The 14757-nt window shown below is 68.9% G+C and carries 18 protein-coding genes; 11 read left to right on the plus strand and 7 right to left on the minus strand.

Annotated features, from left to right (window positions below; all coding sequences use genetic code 11):
* Positions 1 to 629 precede the first annotated feature (629 nt).
* From BM066_RS16275 to BM066_RS16285, 3 genes are all read right to left on the minus strand, one after another.
* A complete protein-coding gene (locus BM066_RS16275; RefSeq protein WP_018061114.1) occupies positions 630 to 1082 on the minus strand; it encodes a hypothetical protein in 453 nt (150 codons plus the stop codon).
* Positions 1079 to 1807 (minus strand): LysM peptidoglycan-binding domain-containing protein, encoded by a 729-nt coding sequence (locus BM066_RS16280; protein ID WP_018061113.1) that lies wholly within the window; start codon positions 1805 to 1807, stop codon positions 1079 to 1081. The genes BM066_RS16275 and BM066_RS16280 overlap by 4 nt, the downstream gene beginning before the upstream one ends.
* Before the next feature lie 176 nt (positions 1808 to 1983).
* The gene (locus tag BM066_RS16285) at positions 1984 to 2502 is read right to left on the minus strand and encodes a cell cycle sigma 70 cofactor GcrA (protein WP_018113364.1); all 519 of its coding nucleotides are present in this window, start codon (positions 2500 to 2502) and stop codon (positions 1984 to 1986) included.
* Between the two features lie 253 nt (positions 2503 to 2755).
* On the opposite strand from BM066_RS16285, the gene BM066_RS16290 reads away from it, so the two are divergent.
* Positions 2756 to 3577, plus strand: coding sequence for an ABC transporter permease (locus BM066_RS16290; RefSeq protein ID WP_018062311.1), 822 nt, complete (start codon positions 2756 to 2758; stop codon positions 3575 to 3577).
* Positions 3578 to 3596: 19 nt separating this feature from the next.
* On the opposite strand, the gene BM066_RS16295 is transcribed toward BM066_RS16290, so the two are convergent.
* The gene (locus BM066_RS16295) at positions 3597 to 4007 is read right to left on the minus strand and encodes a YbaY family lipoprotein (protein ID WP_018062312.1); all 411 of its coding nucleotides are present in this window, start codon (positions 4005 to 4007) and stop codon (positions 3597 to 3599) included.
* 228 nt (positions 4008 to 4235) lie between these two features.
* Here BM066_RS16295 and BM066_RS16300 point away from each other — a divergent pair, with 228 nt between their 5' ends.
* The 4 genes from BM066_RS16300 (at position 4236) to BM066_RS16315 (ending at position 7787) form a co-directional block, all read left to right on the plus strand.
* Positions 4236 to 5450 carry an aspartate aminotransferase family protein gene (locus tag BM066_RS16300; RefSeq protein WP_026176596.1) on the plus strand — a complete coding sequence of 405 codons (1215 nt, stop codon included), beginning with the start codon at positions 4236 to 4238 and terminating at the stop codon, positions 5448 to 5450.
* Between the two features lie 71 nt (positions 5451 to 5521).
* A complete protein-coding gene (gene argF, locus BM066_RS16305) occupies positions 5522 to 6457 on the plus strand; it encodes an ornithine carbamoyltransferase (RefSeq protein WP_018062314.1) in 936 nt (311 codons plus the stop codon).
* A complete protein-coding gene (locus BM066_RS16310) occupies positions 6458 to 6697 on the plus strand; it encodes a DUF2164 domain-containing protein (RefSeq protein WP_018062315.1) in 240 nt (79 codons plus the stop codon).
* 169 nt (positions 6698 to 6866) lie between these two features.
* Positions 6867 to 7787 (plus strand): Hsp33 family molecular chaperone, encoded by a 921-nt coding sequence (locus BM066_RS16315; protein WP_020487462.1) that lies wholly within the window; start codon positions 6867 to 6869, stop codon positions 7785 to 7787.
* 5 nt (positions 7788 to 7792) lie between these two features.
* Here BM066_RS16315 and BM066_RS16320 read toward each other — a convergent pair whose 3' ends face one another.
* From BM066_RS16320 to metZ, 3 genes are all read right to left on the minus strand, one after another.
* The gene (locus tag BM066_RS16320) at positions 7793 to 8425 is read right to left on the minus strand and encodes a hypothetical protein (protein ID WP_018062316.1); all 633 of its coding nucleotides are present in this window, start codon (positions 8423 to 8425) and stop codon (positions 7793 to 7795) included.
* Between the two features lie 85 nt (positions 8426 to 8510).
* Positions 8511 to 8975, minus strand: coding sequence for a Co2+/Mg2+ efflux protein ApaG (gene apaG, locus BM066_RS16325; protein ID WP_018062317.1), 465 nt, complete (start codon positions 8973 to 8975; stop codon positions 8511 to 8513).
* Positions 8956 to 10140, minus strand: a complete 1185-nt coding sequence (gene metZ / locus BM066_RS16330; protein ID WP_018062318.1) for an O-succinylhomoserine sulfhydrylase — start codon at positions 10138 to 10140, stop codon at positions 8956 to 8958. Before metZ ends, apaG begins: the two co-directional genes overlap by 20 nt.
* A 170-nt stretch (positions 10141 to 10310) precedes the next feature.
* Here metZ and BM066_RS16335 point away from each other — a divergent pair, with 170 nt between their 5' ends.
* The 6 genes from BM066_RS16335 to BM066_RS16360 all read left to right on the plus strand — a co-directional run bounded on the left by BM066_RS16335 (position 10311) and on the right by BM066_RS16360 (position 14681).
* A complete protein-coding gene (locus tag BM066_RS16335; protein WP_018062319.1) occupies positions 10311 to 11339 on the plus strand; it encodes a 2'-deoxycytidine 5'-triphosphate deaminase in 1029 nt (342 codons plus the stop codon).
* Positions 11340 to 11420: 81 nt separating this feature from the next.
* The gene (locus tag BM066_RS16340; RefSeq protein WP_255367626.1) at positions 11421 to 12314 is read left to right on the plus strand and encodes a TraB/GumN family protein; all 894 of its coding nucleotides are present in this window, start codon (positions 11421 to 11423) and stop codon (positions 12312 to 12314) included.
* 193 nt (positions 12315 to 12507) lie between these two features.
* Positions 12508 to 13380, plus strand: coding sequence for a kinase (locus tag BM066_RS16345; protein WP_018062321.1), 873 nt, complete (start codon positions 12508 to 12510; stop codon positions 13378 to 13380).
* Positions 13381 to 13511: 131 nt separating this feature from the next.
* On the plus strand, positions 13512 to 13802 hold the full coding sequence (locus tag BM066_RS16350) for a hypothetical protein (protein ID WP_018062322.1): 291 nt from the start codon (positions 13512 to 13514) through the stop codon (positions 13800 to 13802).
* Between the two features lie 103 nt (positions 13803 to 13905).
* On the plus strand, positions 13906 to 14487 hold the full coding sequence (locus tag BM066_RS16355) for a hypothetical protein (RefSeq protein ID WP_018113366.1): 582 nt from the start codon (positions 13906 to 13908) through the stop codon (positions 14485 to 14487).
* The gene (locus BM066_RS16360) at positions 14487 to 14681 is read left to right on the plus strand and encodes a helix-turn-helix transcriptional regulator (protein WP_018062324.1); all 195 of its coding nucleotides are present in this window, start codon (positions 14487 to 14489) and stop codon (positions 14679 to 14681) included. The genes BM066_RS16355 and BM066_RS16360 overlap by 1 nt, the downstream gene beginning before the upstream one ends.
* Positions 14682 to 14757: the final 76 nt, after the last annotated feature.

Consider the following 14757-nt stretch of genomic DNA (forward strand, 5'->3'; position numbering starts at 1 on the left):
GCCGGACGACGTCCGGAGTTCTTTGATAAATACCGTTTCGACGAAGCCGATCGCTCCGCGCGGTCGTTTTCCGCCAGCGTCCGGTGGGCAGCCCTGTTGAGGCTTAGCCGGACCCGGTCTCGATCCCTTTCGGGAGAAACCAGACGCCGGGGGCGCGGGCCTATGGGCAATTCACACGCTTTGTCCCCGGTCGACGCCGACGGCGGGCGGGCTCCCCAACGATGGAAGGCCCCGGACACGCTGGAGTAACCCCCTCCAGCCCAGTCCCGCTCGATCGCCCCCCGCCGCCGCATCGGTCGCTGGCCATGCGCCCTTTCCCTGCGTCGAGGTGAGTAAAGGATACGGCCGGCCCGAGAGGGTGCGGGGATTAAAGTTTTAGCGCTGGGATTTCAGCGGCTTGGTCGTCGCATTGACGGGGACACGCACGCCTATGGGTTCACCGCCAAATAGCTGTCATCCCGGACAAGCCCGGCGAAGCCGGGCGCGGATCCGGGAGCGCCGCAAGCGCCGCGTTCACGCCCCGGTCCCGGATCTTCGCGCTAGGCGCTCGTCCGGGATGACAGTCGTATTTGGGCATATGTGATAGCCCTGCGGCGCCCTCCCGGCGTCTCGGGCCGCCCATCGTCGATCTAGTTCGCCTTCACCAGATAGCAGTTGAGCTGGTCGTTGGAGTCAGCCTTGTAGGCTTTCATCGAGGTGAAGCCGTAGGCGTTCCACGCCCAAACGTCCGGGGGAGCGGTCTTTTCCAGCACCACCACCTTGTAAAGGCAGCTCTTGGGGGAGCCGATGAACCGATAGGTCCATAGGGTGGCTCCGCCTTTGTGGCGACGCTCCACCAGGGTGTAGGCCGAGGCGGGGCAGGGACTGAATGGGGTCTTCCAGCTCATCCGCTTGGGAGTGATCTTCAACAGGCCGCCACAGGCGCGTCCGGTGCCCTCGAAGACGCCCAACTGGACACGCGGCTCGCTAGGCGGCGAAGCGGCGGCCGGTGTCTGCGCGGGCTTGTTGGGCGCCCTGGCGAGAGCCGCGGGGGGAGCGCACAGCAGCAGGGCGAGCAAGAGGAAGCGGGACAGGGGTTTCATTTGATCTTCCCCAGGCAATAGGCCAGCTTTTCGGCGTAACGTGGGTCGCCAGCGTTGTAGAGCTTGGCCACGGCGGCATTGTCGAGCGACTTGAAGCCGGCGATCATTTTCGTGGTCGTGGCTTTTTGCACTTTGAGGGCTCGACCGATCTTCAGCGGCTTGTGCTGGTCCATCTCGCTCTGGAGACCGGGATTGAGCCAGTAGAGGTGGCCCACCGTCGAGCCGGTGCGCGTGGCGATGCGAGCGATGCTGTCACCGGCGGCGACCTTGTACTCTGTGATCGGGGCATTGGGATTCCAGACATCGTCGTACTTGAAGTTGGCGGCGCGCATCAGCAGGTAGCCGACGCCCGCCTGGATGTTCTTCATCGGGTCGGCGACGACGTTCCGAACCGTCAGGTCGCTGGCGATGTCGCTGGGCATGATCAGCTCGCCGCCCTCCTTGCCGCCCAGCAGGGCGGCTAGTCCCGGGTCGCCCTGTTTGCCGATCTGCATCGGCTGAGTCGTCCAGGCCCGAGCGGTGGGACCGCCGGACTCGGTCCACAGCATCGCCTTGATCAGCCTCCAGTCCAGGGCGGTGAACCCCGGGGCGGACTTCAGATGGGCGTTGTACTTGTCGACCGTGCTCTTGATCGCTGCGTCATAGCCGTGCCAGGCCGGATTGTTGTCCGCCGTGTCGATCGTGTCCTTCCACAGCTGGAAGGAGGTCTTCGGGGGCAACGGCATGCGACGCTCACGGGTAAGCAGCAACGCGGGCGGGGGCGCGCCCAGGCAGAGCAACTTGGGATGGAATCCGGATTTCGTCCAGGCGCGCGCCATCGCCTGGCGGAGCGCCCATACGAAAAATCCCGGAGCGGCCTTTCGGGCCGTCCGGGATTTTCGTTCCGTCGTGGGACGCAGCGCTAAATGTAGCGGCGCAGCGAGCGGGCCAGTTCGGTGGCGCCGGCCTTCTTCTTGGTCTGCTGCGGCTGGTAGGCGATGCGGGCGTGCTCGCCGCAATAGGGGCCTTCCGATGAGCGGCGGCCGCAGAAGGTGAAGCCGTCGGTCGACGGATCGCCGATCGGCCACTTGCACATGTGGGCGCCCAGGGTCAGCACGGTGGCCGAGCCCGGCTCCTCGGCGCGGAACGCCGGGACCGACGGCTGCTGGGCCACGGCCGGCAGCGCCGCCGGCTCGGCCGCGATCACCCGGCGCGGGGCCGAGGGCATCGTCGTGGCGGCCGGACGCGCCGGACGCGGGGCCTTGAAGGCCGGGCGCGCCGGTTGCGACGGCGCGGCGCGGCCCGACAGGCCCAGGCGGTGCACCTTGCCGATCACGGCGTTGCGCGTGACGCCGCCTAGCTGTTTGGCGATCTGACTGGCGGACAGGCCGTCCAGCCAGAGCTTCTTCAAGGTGGTGACCCGTTCGTCAGTCCAGCTCATGACCCATCTCCGCCTAAAAAAGAGTCCGGAACGGGTTTCCCCGACTCGCCTCGGCCTCTACATCTGGTGTACGGACGACCCCGCCGGTCGCTCGCCTACCAGATAGTGTAAAGAATGCGTTAAAACACACAATAGGCGCCATCCGGTCTGTCCACAGAAACAACATATTGATTCTACCGGAGCGCCGCTTGCGCCGGCCCCGTCTCGGGCGCACATGCGCAGCACGTACCGAGACCCCCAGGACCCCAGGCCCATGAAAGACGTGACGGCTTCCGTCATCCCCCCGCAGCCGCGCGACTATCACGGCTGGAACTGGAGCGGGTTCTTCACCCTCTATCAGCGCGAGATCCGCCGCTTCTGGAAGGTGGGCACCCAGACGGTCGCCGCCCCGGTGGTGACGACCCTGCTCTACATGCTGGTGTTCGTGGTGGCGGTGGGTGGAAGCCGCCCGGCGGTCGGCGGCGTGACCTTCGGCCATTTCGTGGCCCCGGGCCTGATCATGATGGCCATCCTCAACAACGCCTTCGCCAATTCGTCCTCGTCGCTGATCCAGGCCAAGATGATGGGCCTGACGCCGGACTTCCTGACCCCGCCGCTGTCGCCGCTGGAGCAGGTGGCGGCCTTCGGCCTGGGGGCGGCGACGCGCGGCATCGTCGTTGGGGCGGTGACCGCCCTGGTGATCGGCGTGCTGCCGGGCGCCGGCCTTTCGGTCGCGCACCTGTGGGCGATCGTCTATTTCGCGGTTGGCGCCTCGATCATCCTGGGCCTGGCCGGCGTGCTGGCCGGCCTGTGGTCCGAGAAGTTCGATCAGTTGGCGGCGGTGACCAATTTCGTGATCATGCCCATGACCTTCCTGTCGGGCACCTTCTACCTGGTCGACCGCCTGCCCGAGCCGTTCCGCTCGGCCAGCCACTTCAACCCGTTCTTCTACCTGATCGACGGCTTCCGCTACGGCTTCATCGGCCATGCCGACGGCTCGGTGGCGATCGGCGTCGCGGTGACCGCGGCCCTGTCGGTGGGGCTGTTCCTGTGGTGCTGGTGGCTGTTCCGGACGGGGTACCGGCTGAAGAGCTAGGTCAAGCCCTGAGCGGCGTTCAGGGAACCCCCTTCACCAGCACCTCCACATCCTTGGTCGGCCCGCCGTTGATCACGGGAATGGATGTGTCGTTGATGAACCGCAACTGGCCGTCGACCTCGACCCGGGCCGAGACGGCGATGCGGGCGCTCGGCGGGATCTGGGCGGGGTCATAGCCCAGCGAAAAGGCGACCGGCGGGGTTTGGGCCGGGATCACGGCTTCGGAAATGACCCTGGCCGGGGCGTCGGCCAGGCTGACGTCCTGCAGGCGCACGATCACCTTGGTCTGGGGCGGCAGCATCAGCCGCTCGCGCCAGAGCACCTGGCCGGTGACGGCCGCGCTGGACGGTCCCGTGGCGGGCGCGGACGGCGCGCCGGCGCATCCGGCCAGCAGCGTCAGGGAAAGAAGGGCGGGTGCGAAGGGTTTCATGGCCGTCTCCTGAACACGCATCCCCCGCCTCCAGGGGTAAGGCGCGACCGCGGCGAATTCAACCGGGAGGTTCGCCGATGGGACCGCAAACAGTGTGGCTCAACCGTCTCTGACACCCAAAATTCACGGCCGGTTTGTTGACAGGGCGGACTTACACGCCGACAACGCTGGGCCTTCCGGTCCCCGTGCTTCCAGCACGGGGGCTTCTTTCCTTTTTGGGAGGTCGTCTTGAGCACGTCGACGTCGTCTAACCCCGCGCAACACCACATCATGGGCGTCTACAATCGCGCCCCGCTGGCGTTCGAGCGAGGCCGAGGCGCGCGCCTGTTCGCGACCACCGGCGAGGAATATCTGGACTGCGTGGCGGGCATCGCCACCTGCGGCCTGGGCCACGCCCACCCGGTGCTGGTCGACGCGCTGAAGACCCAGGGCGAGAAGCTCTGGCACGTCTCCAACATCTACACGATCCCCGAGCAGGAAGCGCTGGCCGACCGGCTGTGCGCGGCCACCTTCGCCGACGTGGCGTTCTTCACCAACTCGGGCACCGAGGCGATCGAGTGCGCCCTGAAGGCCGCCCGCCGCTACCACGTGGTCAACGGCCAGCCCGAGCGGGTCGACATCATCGGCTTCGACGGCTCGTTCCACGGCCGCTCGTACGCGGCGGTCAACGCCTCGGGCAACGCCGGCTACCTGGACGGCTTCGGGCCGCGCCTGCCGGGCTACATCCAGCTGCCGTTCGGCGACTGGGACACGCTGAAGGCCGCCCTCGGCCCGACCACGGCCGGGGTGATCATCGAGCCGGTGCAGGGCGAGGGCGGGGCGCGCGCCCTGACCGACGCCCAGCTCGACGAGCTGCGCCAGATCACCCGCGAGGCCGGCGTCCTGCTGATCCTCGACGAGGTGCAGAGCGGCATGGGCCGGACCGGCAAGCTGTTCGCCCACGAGTGGGCCAGCGACGCCGCGCCCGACATCATGTGCGTGGCCAAGGCCCTGGGCGGCGGCTTCCCGGTCGGCGCCTGCCTGGCCACCGCCGAGGCGGCCAAGGGCATGCAGCCGGGCACGCACGGCTCGACCTACGGCGGCAACCCGCTGGCCATGGCCGTGGGCAAGGCGGCGTTCGACACGATCAACACCGACGAGATCCTCGACAACGTCAAGACCGTGGCCGGCTTCTTCACCCAGCAGCTGAACGGCCTGAAGGACCGCTTCCCGGACATCATCGTCGACATCCGCGGCAAGGGCCTGCTGATCGGCGTCAAGGTCGTGCCGAACAATCGCGAGTTCATGGTCCTGGCCCGCGACCAGAAGCTGCTGATCGCCGGCGGCGGCGACAACTGCGTGCGCCTGCTGCCGCCGCTGAACCTGACCGTCGAGGAAGCGTCCGAGGCCATCGCCAAGCTCGAAAAGGCCTGCGAGGCCGCCCGGGCCAAGGCGGCGGCCTAAGCCTCCGGCTCACCTAATAAGAAACCGCCCGCCCCGGTCTCGGCCGAGGCGGGCGGGCAGGGGGATTTGCAATGACTCAGCCCAGACACTTCATCGACCTGTGGAAGCTGGACGGCCCCACGCTGCGGGCCCTGCTGGAGGACGCCAAGGCCCGCAAGGCCGCCCGCGCCGGCTGGCCCAAGGGCCGCGTCGACGCCGACGCCCCGGCCAAGGACCGCGTGCTGGCGATGATCTTCCAGAAGAACTCGACCCGCACCCGCTTCTCGTTCGACGCGGCGATCCGCCAGCTGGGCGGCGACGCGATCATCTCGACCTCGGCCGACATGCAGCTGGGCCGCGGCGAGACCATCGAGGACACCGCCAAGGTGCTGTCGCGGATGGTCGACGCGGTGATGATCCGCGCCAACAGCCACGCCGACGTCGAGCGCTTCGCCCAGGTCTCGACCGTGCCGGTGATCAACGGCCTGACCGACAAGAGCCACCCGTGCCAGATCATGGCCGACCTGCTGACCATCGAGGAGCACCGCGGCGACGTCGGCGGCAAGACCATCGCCTGGGTCGGCGACGGCAACAATGTCTGCTCCAGCTTCATCCACGCCGCGCCGCTGCTGGGCTTCAAGCTGAACATCGCCTGCCCGGCGGTCTACCACCCCGACCTGGTCGACCTGGCCCGCGCCCAGGAGCTGCAGGGCCAGATCACCATGACCGACGACCCGCGCGCGGCCGTGCGCGGCGCCGACGTGGTGGTGGCCGACACCTGGGTGTCGATGGGCGACACCGATCACGACGAGCGCCTGGCGGCCCTGGAGCCCTACCAGGTCGACGACGCCCTGATGGACCTGTCGGCCCCCGACGGCGTCTTCCTGCACTGCCTGCCCGCCCACCGCGGCGAGGAGGTCACCGACAGCGTGCTGGACGGCCCGCGCTCGCTGGCCTGGGACGAGGCGGAGAACCGCATCCACGCCCAGAAGTCGGTGCTGGCCTGGTGCTTCGGGGCGATCGGCTAGATGTCGAAGATCGAGTTCAACAAGCAGAAGCGCGACGCCTTGCTCGACAAGTTGACGCGCTATCTGGACCGTGAACTCGACTGCGAGGCCAGCCCGCTGCAGGCCGGGTTCCTGCTGGACTTCATCTCCGAGCAGATGGGGCCGTACTATTACAATCAAGGCGTCCAGGACGCCCAGCAGCTGTTCCGCGACAAGCTGGAAGACGCCGTCTACGAGATCGAGAAGCCGTTCGTGGATTGACGGCCTTCCCACTTGCCCCCACCTGGCGGCTTCGCCGCCTGTCCGCCCCCATGGGGGGCGGAGCGCTCTTCCCCCTCTGGGGGAAGACGACCGCGAAGCGGTCCGTAGGGGGCAAATGCGCCAACGCACCCTCTCGCAATTTTCGCCGAACCGCCTATCTAACCGCCCCATGACCGACATCGCCGCCCAGACCGCCTTCGACGCCGCCCCCGATGACCTCGTTTCCGCCTTCCAGATCGAGGGCCTGCCGGTGCGCGGCCGGGCCGTGCGCCTGGGCGCGGCGGTCGACGAGGTGCTGACCCGCCACGACTATCCCGAGCCGGTCGCCAACCTGCTGGGCGAGGCCTGCGCCCTGGCGGCCCTGGTCGGCTCCAGCCTGAAGTTCGAGGGGCGGCTGATCGTCCAGGCCCAGGGCGACGGCCCGGTGCGCTATGTCGTGGTCGACTACGACACCACTGGCGCCTTGCGCGGCTATTGCCGGTTCGACCCGCAGGAAGTTGCGGCCGTCTCCGAAGGCTTCGCGCGGCCCGGGGCCCGCACCCTGCTGGGCGGCGGCACCTTCGTGATGACCGTCGACCAGGGTCCGGACATGGACCGCTACCAGGGCATCACCCCGATCGAGGGCGAGACCCTGGCCCTGTGCGCCGAGCAGTACTTCGCCCAGTCCGAGCAGACCCCCACCCGGGTGCGCCTGGCGGTCGGCCAGGCCGACACGGGCGAGGGCCTCAAGTGGCGGGCCGGGGGCATCCTGATCCAGGCCATCGCCGGCGACGAGAGCCGCGGCGAGACCCAGGAGGCCTGGACCCACGTCCAGGCCCTGTTCGAGACCACCGGCGAGGACGAGCTGATCGACCCGACCGTGCCGACCACCACCCTGCTGTGGCGGCTGTTCAACGAGGACGGCGTGCGCCTGCTGGAGGAAAAGCCGCTGCGCGCCTTCTGCCGCTGCTCGGAAGACCGCATCGGCGCGGTGCTGGGCTCGTTCACGGCCGAGGAAGTGGCCGAGATGATCGAGCCCGACGGCAAGATCCACGTGACCTGCGAATACTGCTCGCGGGTCTATGCGCTGGAGCCGACGACGGGCGTCTAGAGCCGCTAGGTGTAGTCCACGACGAAGGTCCCGTCGGCCCGCTGGATCACCGTCGCGGTGGTCTGGGGCTTGCCCGTGAAGTCGACCTCGGCGGCGTTCGAGATCTCCGTCACGTCGATCACCTGGCCGGAAACGGAAGAATATTCAGCCACGAAGACCTGGCTGGTCGGCATGAAGGTGAAGACGGCGTTCGGCAGGGCGGAGGTCGTCGCCACGGGAACGGGGACAGGTGATGTCGCGGCCTTGGCCCAGCCGAACACGAAACCGCTGGCGGGCGTGAAGTCCGCCCCCGCGACGATCGAGAAGCTGCCGGCGGAACCCTGGCCCTGGGTGACGGCGCCAAATCCCGTCGGCGGCGATCCCGCGAAAGAAACCCGATCCGACTTGGACAGGTCGACCAGGGCCACGCCGCCGCTGCTCACCACCGTGCCCGGCGCGAGCGTGTCGCTGGTTCCCCAATAGGCGTAGACGCTGTCGTCGTAGGCGACGCTGTCGAAGCCGCCGGAGGTGATGCTGTCGAACGTGACCCAGGCGTTGGTGAAGACGGGCGTTGAGCCGGTCTGCGGCGGCTGCATGAACAGCACGTAGCTCTTGGCGAAGCCGCTCTGGTTGAAGATCTGGATGGTGCGGGTCGTCACGACGGCGTCTCCCCCGGGTTTGGTTGTACCGCCAGGGTTCAACAATTTCCGGATGAGCGCAATGCCGTGCTGATGCTTGTCGACGTCAATTCACCCGCCGCGCCGCGCCCGGCAGGTGCAGCGAGAATTCCGGGATCGCGGCCTCGAACACCTCGCCGGCCGCGGTCATCATCTGGAAATGGCCGACCATGGTTCCCGACGGGGTCGGCAGCGGGCAACTGCTGACATAGCGGAACGCCTCGCGCGGCCGCAGTTCGGGCTGTTCGCCGACCACGCCGGAGCCTTCGACCTCGGCCGATCGGTTCAGGCCGTCGGTGATCGTCCACGCCCGCGCGACCAGTTGCACGGTCTCGGCGCCATGGTTCTCGATCTCGACCGTGTAGCCCCACATCCACAGGCCCTCCTCGGGCGCGGAGTCCTCGGATTGGTAGACGGGCGAGACGCGCACGACGATGTCGCGCGTGCGCGCCTCGTAGATGCCCGTATCGGCGCCGCGCCGCCGGCGGATCCGCTTCAGGGGCGGGGAGGACTCACGCCTGATCGAGCGCACGGATCACGTCCCGGGTCAGGTCCGACAGGCTTTCCAGGCCGACCGACAGGCGCACGCCGCCCTCGACCACGCCCAGCGAGGGGCGCTGCTCCTCGGGCACCGAACGGTGGGTGGTGGTCGGCGGGTGGGTGGCCATCGACTTGGCGTCGCCCAGATTGTTGGAGATGTCGACGATCTCCAGGGCGTTCAGGAACTTGAACGCCGCCTCGCGCGAGCCGAGGTCCAGGGCCAGGACCGTGCCGCCGCCGCTCATCTGCGACTTGGCGACGTTGTGGCCCGGATGGTCGGCGCGGAAGGGATAGAGCACCTGCCGGACCGCCTTGTGCTGGGCCACCACGTCGGCCAGGGCGGCGGCGGTGTCGTTCTGGCGGCGCACCCGCAGGTCCAGGGTCTCCAGGCCCTTGACCAGCACCCAGGCGTTGAACGGCGACAGCGACGGGCCGGTGTGGCGCAGCGGGTCGCGATAGAACTCCTCGTTGATCGCCTCGCTGGTCAGGATCGCCCCGCCCAGCACCCGGCCCTGGCCGTCGATGTGTTTGGTGGCCGAATAGACCACGATGTCGGCGCCCAGCTTCAGCGGCTGCTGGAAGATCGGGGTGGCGAAGACGTTGTCGACGATGACCTTGGCCCCGACCGCGTGGGCCAACTCGGACACCGCGCGGATGTCGGTGATCTCCAGCACCGGGTTGGACGGAGTCTCGATCAGCACGGCCTTGGTGTTGGGGCGGATCGCCGCCTCCCAGGCCTTGGGATCGGTGGCGTCGACGAAGGTGGTCTCGACCCCGAAGCGCGGCAGCCACTCGGCGATCAGCCAGCGGCACGAGCCGAACAGGGCGCGGCCGGCCACCACGTGGTCGCCGGCCCGGACCAGGCCCATCAGGGCGGCGTGGATCGAGGCCATCCCGGTCGCCTGGGCGCGGCACACTTCCGCGCCTTCAAGAAGCGCCAGGCGGTCCTCGAACATCTTCACGGTCGGATTGTTGAACCGCGAATAGACGAAGCCGGGGTCCTCGCCGGAGAACCGGCGGTCGGCGCCCTCGGCGCTGTCATAGGTGAAGCCCTGGGTCAGGTAGAGGGCCTCGGCCGTCTCCATGTACTGCGAGCGCGCCAGACCGCCACGGATCAGCTTGGTGGCGATATCCCAGTCCTTCGGGTCCTCGGCCATGGCGATACTCCTCGACGCTCCAGAAACGGCCGGCATAAGGGGTTTTGCCGGCCTGACGGTCAAGGCGGACAAGTCCGATTTCAACATTAGAATTGTCACACGCGAACAAGAGGCGGGCGGATGGACCGCGAGCCTTGCCTTCATGGCCCGGTTTAGCGAGTGTCGCCCCGATGACCGACGCCCACGCCGCGGGGATTCTGCCCTGCCAATCCATCGAGGACCTGATCGCGCAAGAGGCGATCACCTCCCAGACCCCGTTCGACACCGACCAGGTGCAGCCGGCCAGCCTGGACCTGCGCCTGGGCGCGCGGTGCTGGCGGGTGCGCGCCTCGTTCCTGCCCGGGGTGGCCCGCCGCGTGCCCGAGCGCCTGAAGGACGTGGCGATGCACGAGCTGGACCTGACCAAGGGCGCGGTGCTGGAGAAGGGCTGCGTCTACATCGCCGAGATCCAGGAACGCCTGAGCCTGCCGGGCAATATCGCCGCGCGGGGCAATCCCAAGAGCTCGACCGGCCGGGTCGACGTGTTCGTCCGCCTGCTGAGCGATCACTCCAAGGCGTTCGACGACATCGAGGCCGGCTATGAAGGGCCGCTCTATATCGAGATCGCGCCCCAGACCTTCTCGGTGCTGGTGCGGTCCGGCACGCGGCTGAACCAGCTGCGCCTCAAGCGCGGCGAGCCAGTCAAGCTGGCGATCAAGAGCGTCGGCGTCGACCTGACGCCGGGCGAGGGCGGCATCGTCGGCTTCCGCGGCCGCCGCCACGCCGGGGTGGTCGACCTGGACCACGAGGACGGCCACGATCCGCGCGACTTCTGGGAGCCGCTGGAGACCCGCCACGGCGAGCTGCTGCTGGATCCGGGCGAGTTCTACATCCTGGCCTCCAAGGACGATGTTCAGATTCCGGTGCTGGAAGCGGCCGAGATGACCCCGATCGATCCGTCGGTCGGCGAGTTCCGGGTGCACTACGCCGGCTTCTTCGACCCCGGTTTCGGCACCGAGGAGGCCGGGGCGGTTGGCTCCAAGGGCGTGCTGGAGGTGCGCAGTCACGAGACGCCGTTCCTGCTCGAGGACGGCCAGATCGTCGCCCGCCTGGTCTACGAACCCCTGACCGCGCGGCCTGACCGCCTCTATGGCGAGGGCGGCTCGCACTATCAGCGCCAGGGGCTGAAACTGTCCAAGCACTTCAAGGCGTGGCGTTAGGCCGCAACGCCCGGCGCTTTCCTGGTTAACCGATCTCTTCGTAGCCTGGGCCTTCGTTGTGTCCAGGCGTCGGGGGACGTGGTGTCGGTGTTTGGTTTCCGCAAAGGGCTGGTCGCCGCCTGCGCCCTGGCTTGCGCCCTGGCTTGCGCCCTGGCGGGCGGCGTCGCCCATGCCGCGCCGGCCATGTGGGAAGTGCGCGACCACGACACCCGCATCTATCTGTTCGGCGCCATGCACGTCCTGCAGCCAAACGTGAAGTGGCGCACCCGGGCCTTCGACCGCGCCTACGCCCGGGCCGACAAGGTCTGGTTCGAGACCCGCGCCGACGCCGACCCGGCCGAGGTCCAGGCCCTGGTCGACCGCTACGGCGTCGATCCCGAGCGTCCCCTGACCGAGAAGCTGCCGCCGCGCACCGTGGCGACCTTGAAGGCGGCGCTGGAGCGGGACGGCGGCTCGCTGGACCGCGTCGACCGCCTGCGGCCCTGGGCGGCGGCGATGATGCTGTCGGTGCTGCCGATGACCCAGCAGGGCGCCTCGGTCGCGGCCGGCGCCGACGCCGCGGTGACCCGCCAGGCCCGCGCCGCCGAGAAGCCGATCGCCACGTTCGAGACCGTGGAGCAGCAGATCCGGCTGTTCGCCGGCCTGCCCGAGGCGGTCGAGGTGCAATATCTGGACGACGTGGCGTCCGAGACCCTGTCGCCGCCCCGCAACGGCGTGGCCCTGCAGTCGGCCTGGCTGCATGGCGACATGGACAGTCTGGGACCCCTGGTGGTCGACGTGATGAAGCGCGACCGCCCGGCGCTGTACGACGCCTTGCTCAAGCGCCGTAACGCGGCCTGGGCGGAGGCCTTGGCCGCCGAGATGGGCCGGCCCGGCGTCCAGTTGGTCGCGGTCGGCGCCCTGCACATGGCCGGCGAGGACGGCCTGCCGGCCCTGATGGCGGCGCGCGGGTACCAGGTGCGGCGGGTGCAGTAGAATCTTCCTTCTCCCCTTGCGGGAGAAGGTGGCGCTCAGCGCCGGATGAGGGGTCTCTCAAACCTTTCCGAGGGCTTGTCCGCAGCGTCGCCGCCGTGCGACCCCTCATCCGTCGGCGGAGTTCATCCTCGGGCGCGCGCCACGCGCGACCCGGGGGCCGACACCTTCTCCCGCAAGGGGAGAAGGAGGGGGAATGACGATGATCGATCCGGACTGGCTGGCCGCCTTCCTGCGCGAGGAGACCCTTCCCGCCGACTTCGCCGCCGAGGTCGAGCGGCTGCACGCACCGCTGGCCGACCGGATCGCGGCGGTGGCCCTGGGGCCGGCCTTCGTGGTCGGGATCTGCGGCCCGCAGGGCTCGGGCAAGACCACAACGGTCCGCGTCGTCGCCGCGCTGCTGGAGGCGCGGGGCCTGAAGGTGGCGACCCTGTCGCTGGACGACCTCTACCTGCCGCGCGCCGACCGCGAGGCCCTCGCCCGCGACGTCCATCCGCTGCTGCGCACGCGCGGCGTTCCCGGGACCCACGACGTCGCCCTGGGCCTGGCCGTGCTGGACGGCCTGGCGGGCGAGGGCGAGACGGCGCTGCCGCGGTTCGACAAGGCGGCGGACGACCGCGCGCCCGTCGCGACCTGGCCCGTGGTCGCGGGGCCGGTCGACGTCGTGCTGCTGGAGGGCTGGTGCGTCGGGGCGCGGCCGGAGCCGGCCGAGGCCCTGGTCGCGCCGATCAACGCCCTGGAACGCGAGCGCGACCCGGACGGCGCCTGGCGCGCCCATGTCAACGCCGCCCTGGCCGGGCCGTACCGCGCCCTGTTCGCCCGCGTGGACCTGTTGGTGCTGTTCACCGCGCCGGACTTCGAGACCGTCCTGGCCTGGCGGCGGGAGCAGGAGGTCAAGCTGCGGGACCGGTTGGTCGCCATGGGGCGGGCAGGGGCCATGACCGACGACGAGGTCGCCGTCTTCGTCCAGCACTACGAGCGACTGACCCGCCACATCGCCCGCGAAATGCCGCCCCGGGCCGACATCGTCGTGGCGTTGGACGAAGACCGCCGTTCGTCGATCATCTGATCGGCCATTCGGTCGCGCGGCACGGCGTCGCACTAGATATGGTGTGACCGCTTTTGGCTCTCCACCAATGCTAGTTTCGCTTTGTCGGCGAAACGACTCACCGAGTCGCCGGTTGTGGAGCTTCTCAGGCCATGAACGCACTGTTCGGCGGGACCTATTCGACCCATGCCCGGCGGGTGGCGATCTGGAGCCGGGCCGTCCCGATCCCGGGCTGCGACAAGGCGATCTGGCGCTGCGACGACCAGGGCCGGATCATCCGCTGGGCCGACTACGAGGACCGCTTCTCGCGCTACGGCTGGACGATCCTGCGTGAACGCGGCGAGACCCGCATCGCCCAGGCCCTGGGCTTGTCCGCCGCCAGGCCGGTCCATGTCAGCCAAGCCGATCACTTCGACGCCGCGCCCCAGCGCAAGGCCGCCTGACGCGGCGGCCTGTCGCCTCTCCTTGATCTTTTGACAAGCTCGCTTGACATGGTTCATGCGATATAAGACAAGCGTCCTTGTCAAAAAGACAGGGAGCCAAGACATGACGTCCGAACGCGGCGAGTTCCGCGCCCTCAAGAAGTTCATGCTGTTCGCCGGCTTCATCGGCGCGATGCTGGTCTCGGTGCGCGTCGGCGCCTGGGGCGGGATCTGGGCCTTCGTCGGCGGCCTGGGCACGGTCGCCGCCTCGCTGGCCTTCGCCTACGGCGCCAACCGCCTGTTCCGGCGCGAGCCCCTGCGTCCGCCGATGCGCCGCTACCTGCTGCGGTTCGGGATCTCGATGTCGGCCTATGTGGTGCTGCTGATCGGAGCGACGATGCTGCACCGCCAAGGCCTGACCGCCGGGCCGTTGGGCTACCTGATCGCCCTGGCCCCGGCCCTGGCCATCCTCGGCACGATCGCCAGCATGGGCTTCTACCTGGCCGAGGAGACCGACGAGTTCCACCGCGAGGTGCTGATCCAGAGTCTGCTGTGGGGCATCGCCGTGACCCTGGGCGCGGCCAGCGTCTGGGGCTTCCTGGAGACCTTCGGCAAGGCGCCGCACGCGCCGGCCTGGGCGGCGGTGCCGATCTTCGCCGTGGCCATGGGCCTGTCGCAGCCCTTCATCGCCCGGCGGTACCGCTGATGAAGAACCGCCTCAAGGTCCTGCGGGCCGAGCGCGACTGGAGCCAGGCCGACCTGGCCGAGCGCCTGGAGGTCTCGCGCCAGACGATCAACGCCCTGGAGACGGGCAAGTACGACCCCAGCCTGCCGCTGGCCTTCAAGATCGCCCGCCTGTTCGGCCTGCCGATCGAGACCATCTTCCAGGACGAAGCCTGACCTAGCCCGCCGCGAGCGCGGGCTGGCGACGGCGCCTGCCCCCAAACCCATCACCTTCCTTCAACCGGCGCGCCGC

Origin of the sequence: Caulobacter sp. UNC279MFTsu5.1 (assembly GCF_900114015.1) — a bacterium.
Classification (GTDB): Bacteria; Pseudomonadota; Alphaproteobacteria; order Caulobacterales; family Caulobacteraceae; genus Caulobacter.